Raw genomic sequence first — 6,000 nt, 5'->3', positions numbered from 1 at the left:
ACAATATAACGAGCTATCAATGAATAAGCCAACACAACGCTACTCACTTTATATATCGGAAGAGGGCATAAGATTTAACCGCACCACTGTTGAAATTACAGCAACGGATGATAATCCAATGGTGCTGGCAAAACCTAGGCATACAGAGAGCAACCCAATTTATACCCTTGAAGAATACAGAGGACTGGCTTATGCATAAAAAAATGACAGTTAATGAATTTATTAACAAGGTGATTGGTACAAAATGGGTAGATAGAGCATGTACTTTTGATGAAATGGATTGTTGGGGGTTGGTGATTCTTTATTATCGACATGTTTTAGGAATAGAACTAAAAACAATAATCGGTTATCAATCAAAGAAAACGACAATCCAGAATGAGGCTATACCGGAATCACTTAGAAACTGGAAACCATGCGAAAAGAGTAACAATGCAGTGTTTCTTGCTTATGTTGGTGATCTTCCGTCTCATGTGGGTGTTGTGATAGATAACCATATGTTGCACGCTAAAGGAAATGAAATTCAAGGCGGACAAGTTCAATATAACAAGCTGGAAGCAATAGAAAAAGCCTATACAAAAGTGGAGTACTACCAATATGCTGATATATCATAAAGACCCTAACGGACTGACCGAAAAAGAAATATATCAACTCGACACCTCTCTTTCACTTCTTCAAAATATTCGCAATAAATTTCCAAACGGTTTTGACAACACTGTAACAGACATATATGTCAATAATGAGAAAATAAATCCTCTAGAATATGATTTATCAAGAAATGCGAGTATTTTTGATAAAGTTGTCATTGTTAATCGTCAGCAAGCGTCGGTCGTTGTTAGCATAATTGTTGCTGTAGTCGCCGCTGTTGTTGCATATGCATTAACACCAACGCCAAAAACCCCAAATGCTATTGGGGAGCAGAAAGACAGTACTAATAATAAACTCACCGGGCAGACAAATATAGCTAGACTATATCAAGCTAAACCCGATATTTACGGTTGTGTTCGCTCTTATCCTGATATTGTAAATCCGGCAGGCTCAGAATATATAGATAATATTAAATATATCGACCATCTGTTTTGTATCGGTGTCGGTTATTATGATTTAAATAATCTCAAATATGATCAAACGTTATTAAATAAAATAACTGGTACCACATATAAAGTTTATCAGCCGGGCGATATTATTCCTAGGGTTAAGTATCAATTTCAAAGCGCTGAAGTTGATGGTCAAGAACTGATACCGCCGAATTTGTCCGACGAAGTTTTACATGTTGAAGAACATTATGATTTATCGAGTTGTAATATCGAAAATGGTAGTGTGACAATAGTATTAAAGGATGGCGACAGAAGTGAATATTTTCAAAATGCAAGTAAACCAAATGAATTTAATTTTACTGTAAGAGCTACAGTTGAATGTACTTATAGTACTTATGATGCTGATGTGAAATTCAGAGCGGTATTAAGAACAACGATCGTCGATAAAAATCGCTTTATAATAACAGGTGATAGAGTTGAACGTGTTGAAATTACGAATCGTGAAACACCTCCGAACTGGAATGGTGATGGAAAAGTAAAGAACATTATCCCAAAAAAATCTTACTTAAAGCTTGAGCATACGGGCGGGGTTTATACTGATGTTTTCATATTGCCGGAAGCTGGCACTGAAATTTGGATAGATTTGGTTTTTCAAAGAGGATTGCAAGGTTATATAAATATTGAATTTATTTGGTGGGTTGTGGATGATTTTGGCAATGAAATCCCCGGAACTCTTGAAAGAACAACGTGGGAATCTAACAGAAACACTTACAAACCACAGAGTATTACAATAAAAGTAGCACCCAGACACGGTAGAAATAAATATGCAATAAAAATGGGAAGGCTGAATAATGGGAGAAGTGATTTAACGGATCAAGTTAAAGTTGAAAACGTATGTATTATTGATTATGAATATAATTATAAAGTGAAAGATACTTTAATATATGTTTCTACTCGTGCGACATCACAAGCAACAGCATTAAAAGAGCTTAAGTTCAATGTCGAAGCTACCCGCAAAACCATCACATATAACGCTGCCACTAAAGAAATAGATTACAGTCTCAAGCCATCAAGATCGTTTGCTGATGCAGTTCTTCATCAATTTGTTTCAGTCTTCGGGCGCGACCCTCGGCAGCTTGATTTAGATTCGTTATACCAAATAGATAGGCGTATAAAAAATTGCAACGAAAGGCTTGGCTACTTTGATTTTTCATTTGATGATATTGATGTTTCGCTTGGACAACGTATAGAGACTATATGTAATGCAGCCCGTGTTTATGTGTATAGAGATGGACAGAAATGGCGTTTCGCAAGAAATGAAGAGAAGGTTAGACCTGTTGCTTTATTCAATGCTTTAAATACTGTCAACTCAAGCGAAGGGGGAGTAGTGCAAAAAAAATCAAATTTGCCTTCAACTCATGATGGGGTACAAGTTGAATATGTTGACTCAAGCAAGGATAGAGCTGGAGGGACGGATAAAAAATCTTATATAAATCTTCGTATTTCGAATAATCAAATAGTAAAGGGTTTTGCGCGCACACCGAATAAAATCGAACTTGCAGGATGCCGAAATTACGAGCAGGCGATGGATCGAGCTCAACTTGAGATAAGACGATTAATTTATGAACGGACATTTGTAGAAGATGAAGTTTTGAATGATGCTAACTTTGTAGAAAAAGGCGACCTTGTGCTGTGGTCAGATACGTACGATGAAAGCATCGTCTCGGGTGAAATTGTGAGAATTCAAGGCAATAAATTTTATGTTGATCAAGAATTGTCATTAGATAGCAATAAATCATATAGAGTTGCAATTACAGACAAGTGCGGTTATCCCAGCAACTGGATTAACATGAAATCTCATGATGAACATTCATTCACCGCTGATTATTCAAGCGCATACGTTGCAAACAACAACAACATACAAATGGGTTCGCTTTTCATTATTGCTGAAACAATAAATGAAGAGCCAACTGAATTCATTTTAACAAAAAAGCAATTTAATAACGGGGCTTATAAAGTAAGCTTAACAAATTACGATTCTAGAATATACGAATACGACCGCGAAAGCGGTTTTTTTTCATCTGGAGAAAATATATGACAGCAAGACAAAATACCCAAAATCCATGTCCTTCAAACGCATTAGCAGACTTAAATGATAATACAATCATAATTGATGAGTGGGTGAATAGTGAAAATGATTACACAGTAGATCGTTTTGGCAATCGATTTCAAACAAAACATAAAATACTAAATGATTTAAGACATTCAGTTGATCAAATTCAAGGCAGATCATTCTTACCCGTCTCATCAGCGCATACCAATGAAAATGGTGTAACAGTTTATGTGGTAAGCAGCCATTTCGTGTGCACCGATTGGATAGGGAAATGGGATTTAATGCCGTTTCGACGTGAAGAATTGCCGTTTGGTTGGTATCCCCGAAATGGGGATAATTACTTATTAAGTTCGGCACAGGGACAGGCTTTAAATAGTTTATCAGCTAACTATAAAAACGATCATCGCATTACGATTAAAAATATTAACGGTCAACAATATATTAACGTGCCAACAGCGTTTGCACCTGATGGTCGTGGTTTTTTTGAGCGAGCGGTTAATGGAACTACTCGACAAGTAGGTAGTATTGAGGGGGACGCTATACGAGACATTTGGGGGCATTTCGATGCTAGTGTTGTAGAACAACATGACGCATATACTCGCGGTGCATTTAAAGGTACGGCGGCAATTTATCCAGAAAACGGCGCAACCGCGCCCCGGAAAGACTGGGCTGCATGGGGTTATGATTTTCGCGCATCAAATGTAGTACCTACAGCGAATGAGAATAGACCGATCAATGTCGGATTGACCCCCGTAATTTATCTTGGTGTTTAACTCCCTAAATAAATAGGAAAATTTATGATTAATTATTATTACGATAACACAAACGATTTAAAACCATTTACACATCAATTAGAAGCGAACGATGACACATTACCACCTGATAATGCGTTACGTTTAGCCCCCGAATTTAAAGATGGGCTTCACCCCTGCGAGAATAACGGTAAGTGGGTTTTAGTTGAGGATAACCGAGAGAAAACTGCGTACAATATTGAAACAAAGGAAGCTGTTAATATTGACTACCTTGGTCAAATTAAAGAGGGTTTTACGCTGTTGGAACCGTTTGAATTTTGTAAATGGAATGGTGAAGAGTGGGTACATGACGAGGAAGCGGAAAATGAACAAATGATTAAAAATAATCAAGCTTTAAGAAACACATTACTTAATGAAGCAAACGATAAAATAGCAATACTTCAAGATATTATTGATCTTGATATGCAAGAGAATGACGAAGAAGCACAGCTTAAAAAATGGAAAAAATATCGCATTTTATTAACTCGTCTTGATACGTCAGATATTAATGTTGTATTTCCATCTAAGCCTGAATAACTAAACGCTATCAATCTTCAACTTCACATACTCAACCGCATCTGGATACGAATCCAAAATATCAACTTTGTTTAATTCATCGTTGTGATAAAAGCATCACCAATCTTTGTGTATATCGAGAGACAGAAAAAATCATATATGAATCATTTTCGCAATCATAAATTGAATCGTTATTAGGATCGGTAAGTATGTACATTATTTTTGTATAGTTTATTGTAATCATGTTATGAAAAATTAATTAGTTTTATTCATCATAAACTCATATTTTTTTGGAGCGTGAATTGGAGTGAAAAATTGGGAGAAGAGTCGCAAAAAGTGTTAGAATATGCAAGAATATAATTGAATAAATTATTGATATTTAATGATAAAAAACTTAGCAAAAAGCACTGTATATTCCAAGTAAATTTTATAACGTATTGATTTATAATAATAAGTTATCGGATTCAAAATCCGCCGCCCTTAAAAGCGTGTCGGTTCGAGTCCGACCACTGGCACCAATAAAAACAATAATTTTCCTAATAATTTCATTTTTATAAAATCATCAAAAAAAATTAATGGCGGTTGATTTTATTTATTGTATGCAAAAAAGCTGGTAATCGAGTTTTTTGTTCAATGAGATTTAATATTCCACATCGAAGCGATATATAAAAAATCTTGTAGTAGAGTTGTACGGATTAGTTGGCAAGTCTTCGTATTCATTTGCTATTAATTCAACAATATGAGTGCCACGAATTTTTGCGTTATTAGTAGCAATTATTCTTCATTTTTTTAATTTTTCTTTTAAAAGTTTTAGCCCTGCAAATATTGCTTCTCTCTGAGTGCCGCAAATTGCACCCATTTCCTTTAGTAAAGCGCTCTCATCTTCTGTTAAATACGCGCCCGGAAAGCGAGGACGTCCGGCATTCCTTGCTCTGTATGCTTGTTCATTTTTGCGTTGTCTTTCTCTATTCATAATTTAACTCGGAATTTTTATCGATATAGCAATCGTCACCGACTTTTGATTGAAAGCGGTACACATTAATTTTTTTACTGTTACATGTCATTAATAACAAATGTTTATTATCAAAATTTTCATTATATAATTGCCAAAATGCGATTTTGGCAATTTCAAAATTAGTTGTATTTGTTCGTGTGTCAAGTAATACCTCACTTCCGCCACGGCGTTGTTTTAACACATAAACTCTATATGTTTTTAAATTCTCAGGTGCTGCCATTCTCTACTCTCACATCATTGTATAATTTAGTCGTGCTACGATATTTGTGTCCCAGCAATAATTGTGTATTAACTCCCTGTTCTTGGTATGATCACTCTGCTAGTGAGCGTATTTCAAAAAACTGGGTGTGTTATCGTTTTCCTAATATTTAACGGTTAAGATTGTATCACGTAATTGACAAAAATCACGATTAAGCCCCCATAAAAAACAGATTGACCGTTCTTATCTTAGCGGGATGTTTAATGCATTGTTGAGGCAAGGGGAGTGGGATCGCCCTAATCATCACTTAAACATCAAATAAACCGATGTAA

7 protein-coding genes are annotated in these 6,000 nt (G+C 35.5%); 5 read left to right on the top strand and 2 right to left on the bottom strand.

Annotation, left to right across the window (positions count from 1 at the left end):
• From J3U74_RS06440 to J3U74_RS06420, 5 genes are all read left to right on the top strand, one after another.
• Positions 1-199 (top strand): hypothetical protein (locus J3U74_RS06440; RefSeq protein ID WP_267337956.1); only part of this gene is annotated, 199 nt, incomplete at its 5' end.
• Positions 192-611 (top strand): NlpC/P60 family protein, encoded by a 420-nt coding sequence (locus J3U74_RS06435; RefSeq protein ID WP_267337955.1) that lies wholly within the window; start codon positions 192-194, stop codon positions 609-611. The genes J3U74_RS06440 and J3U74_RS06435, both read left to right, overlap by 8 nt.
• Positions 595-3,132, top strand: coding sequence for a host specificity factor TipJ family phage tail protein (locus J3U74_RS06430; RefSeq protein WP_267337954.1), 2,538 nt, complete (start codon positions 595-597; stop codon positions 3,130-3,132). Before J3U74_RS06435 ends, J3U74_RS06430 begins: the two co-directional genes overlap by 17 nt.
• A complete protein-coding gene (locus J3U74_RS06425; RefSeq protein WP_267328540.1) occupies positions 3,129-3,920 on the top strand; it encodes a hypothetical protein in 792 nt (263 codons plus the stop codon). The genes J3U74_RS06430 and J3U74_RS06425 overlap by 4 nt, the downstream gene beginning before the upstream one ends.
• Before the next feature lie 24 nt (positions 3,921-3,944).
• Complete coding sequence (locus J3U74_RS06420; RefSeq protein ID WP_267328539.1) at positions 3,945-4,475, top strand: tail fiber assembly protein; 531 nt, start codon at positions 3,945-3,947, stop codon at positions 4,473-4,475.
• A 760-nt stretch (positions 4,476-5,235) separates the two neighbouring features.
• Here J3U74_RS06420 and J3U74_RS06415 read toward each other — a convergent pair.
• Positions 5,236-5,427: a hypothetical protein gene (locus tag J3U74_RS06415; protein ID WP_267329639.1), complete on the bottom strand. Its 192-nt coding sequence runs from the start codon at positions 5,425-5,427 to the stop codon at positions 5,236-5,238.
• Complete coding sequence (locus J3U74_RS06410) at positions 5,420-5,689, bottom strand: hypothetical protein (RefSeq protein ID WP_220219545.1); 270 nt, start codon at positions 5,687-5,689, stop codon at positions 5,420-5,422. Before J3U74_RS06410 ends, J3U74_RS06415 begins: the two co-directional genes overlap by 8 nt.
• Between the last annotated feature and the right edge of the window lie 311 nt (positions 5,690-6,000).

It is taken from the genome of Gilliamella sp. B3892 (assembly GCF_026536305.1).
In the GTDB taxonomy this organism is placed as follows: domain Bacteria; phylum Pseudomonadota; class Gammaproteobacteria; order Enterobacterales; family Orbaceae; genus Gilliamella.
Note: the sequence above shows the minus strand (reverse complement) of the source record. Positions and strands in the feature narration are given on the sequence as shown.

Excerpts from the sequence above, each read along its gene's own strand:
- J3U74_RS06420 (WP_267328539.1), top strand. The coding sequence starts at position 3,945 with ATGATTAATTATTATTACGATAACACAAACGATTTAAAACCATTTACA.
- J3U74_RS06410 (WP_220219545.1), bottom strand. The coding sequence starts at position 5,689 with ATGGCAGCACCTGAGAATTTAAAAACATATAGAGTTTATGTGTTAAAA.
- J3U74_RS06425 (WP_267328540.1), top strand. The coding sequence starts at position 3,129 with ATGACAGCAAGACAAAATACCCAAAATCCATGTCCTTCAAACGCATTA.
- J3U74_RS06415 (WP_267329639.1), bottom strand. The coding sequence starts at position 5,427 with ATGAATAGAGAAAGACAACGCAAAAATGAACAAGCATACAGAGCAAGG.
- J3U74_RS06435 (WP_267337955.1), top strand. The coding sequence starts at position 192 with ATGCATAAAAAAATGACAGTTAATGAATTTATTAACAAGGTGATTGGT.
- J3U74_RS06430 (WP_267337954.1), top strand. The coding sequence starts at position 595 with ATGCTGATATATCATAAAGACCCTAACGGACTGACCGAAAAAGAAATA.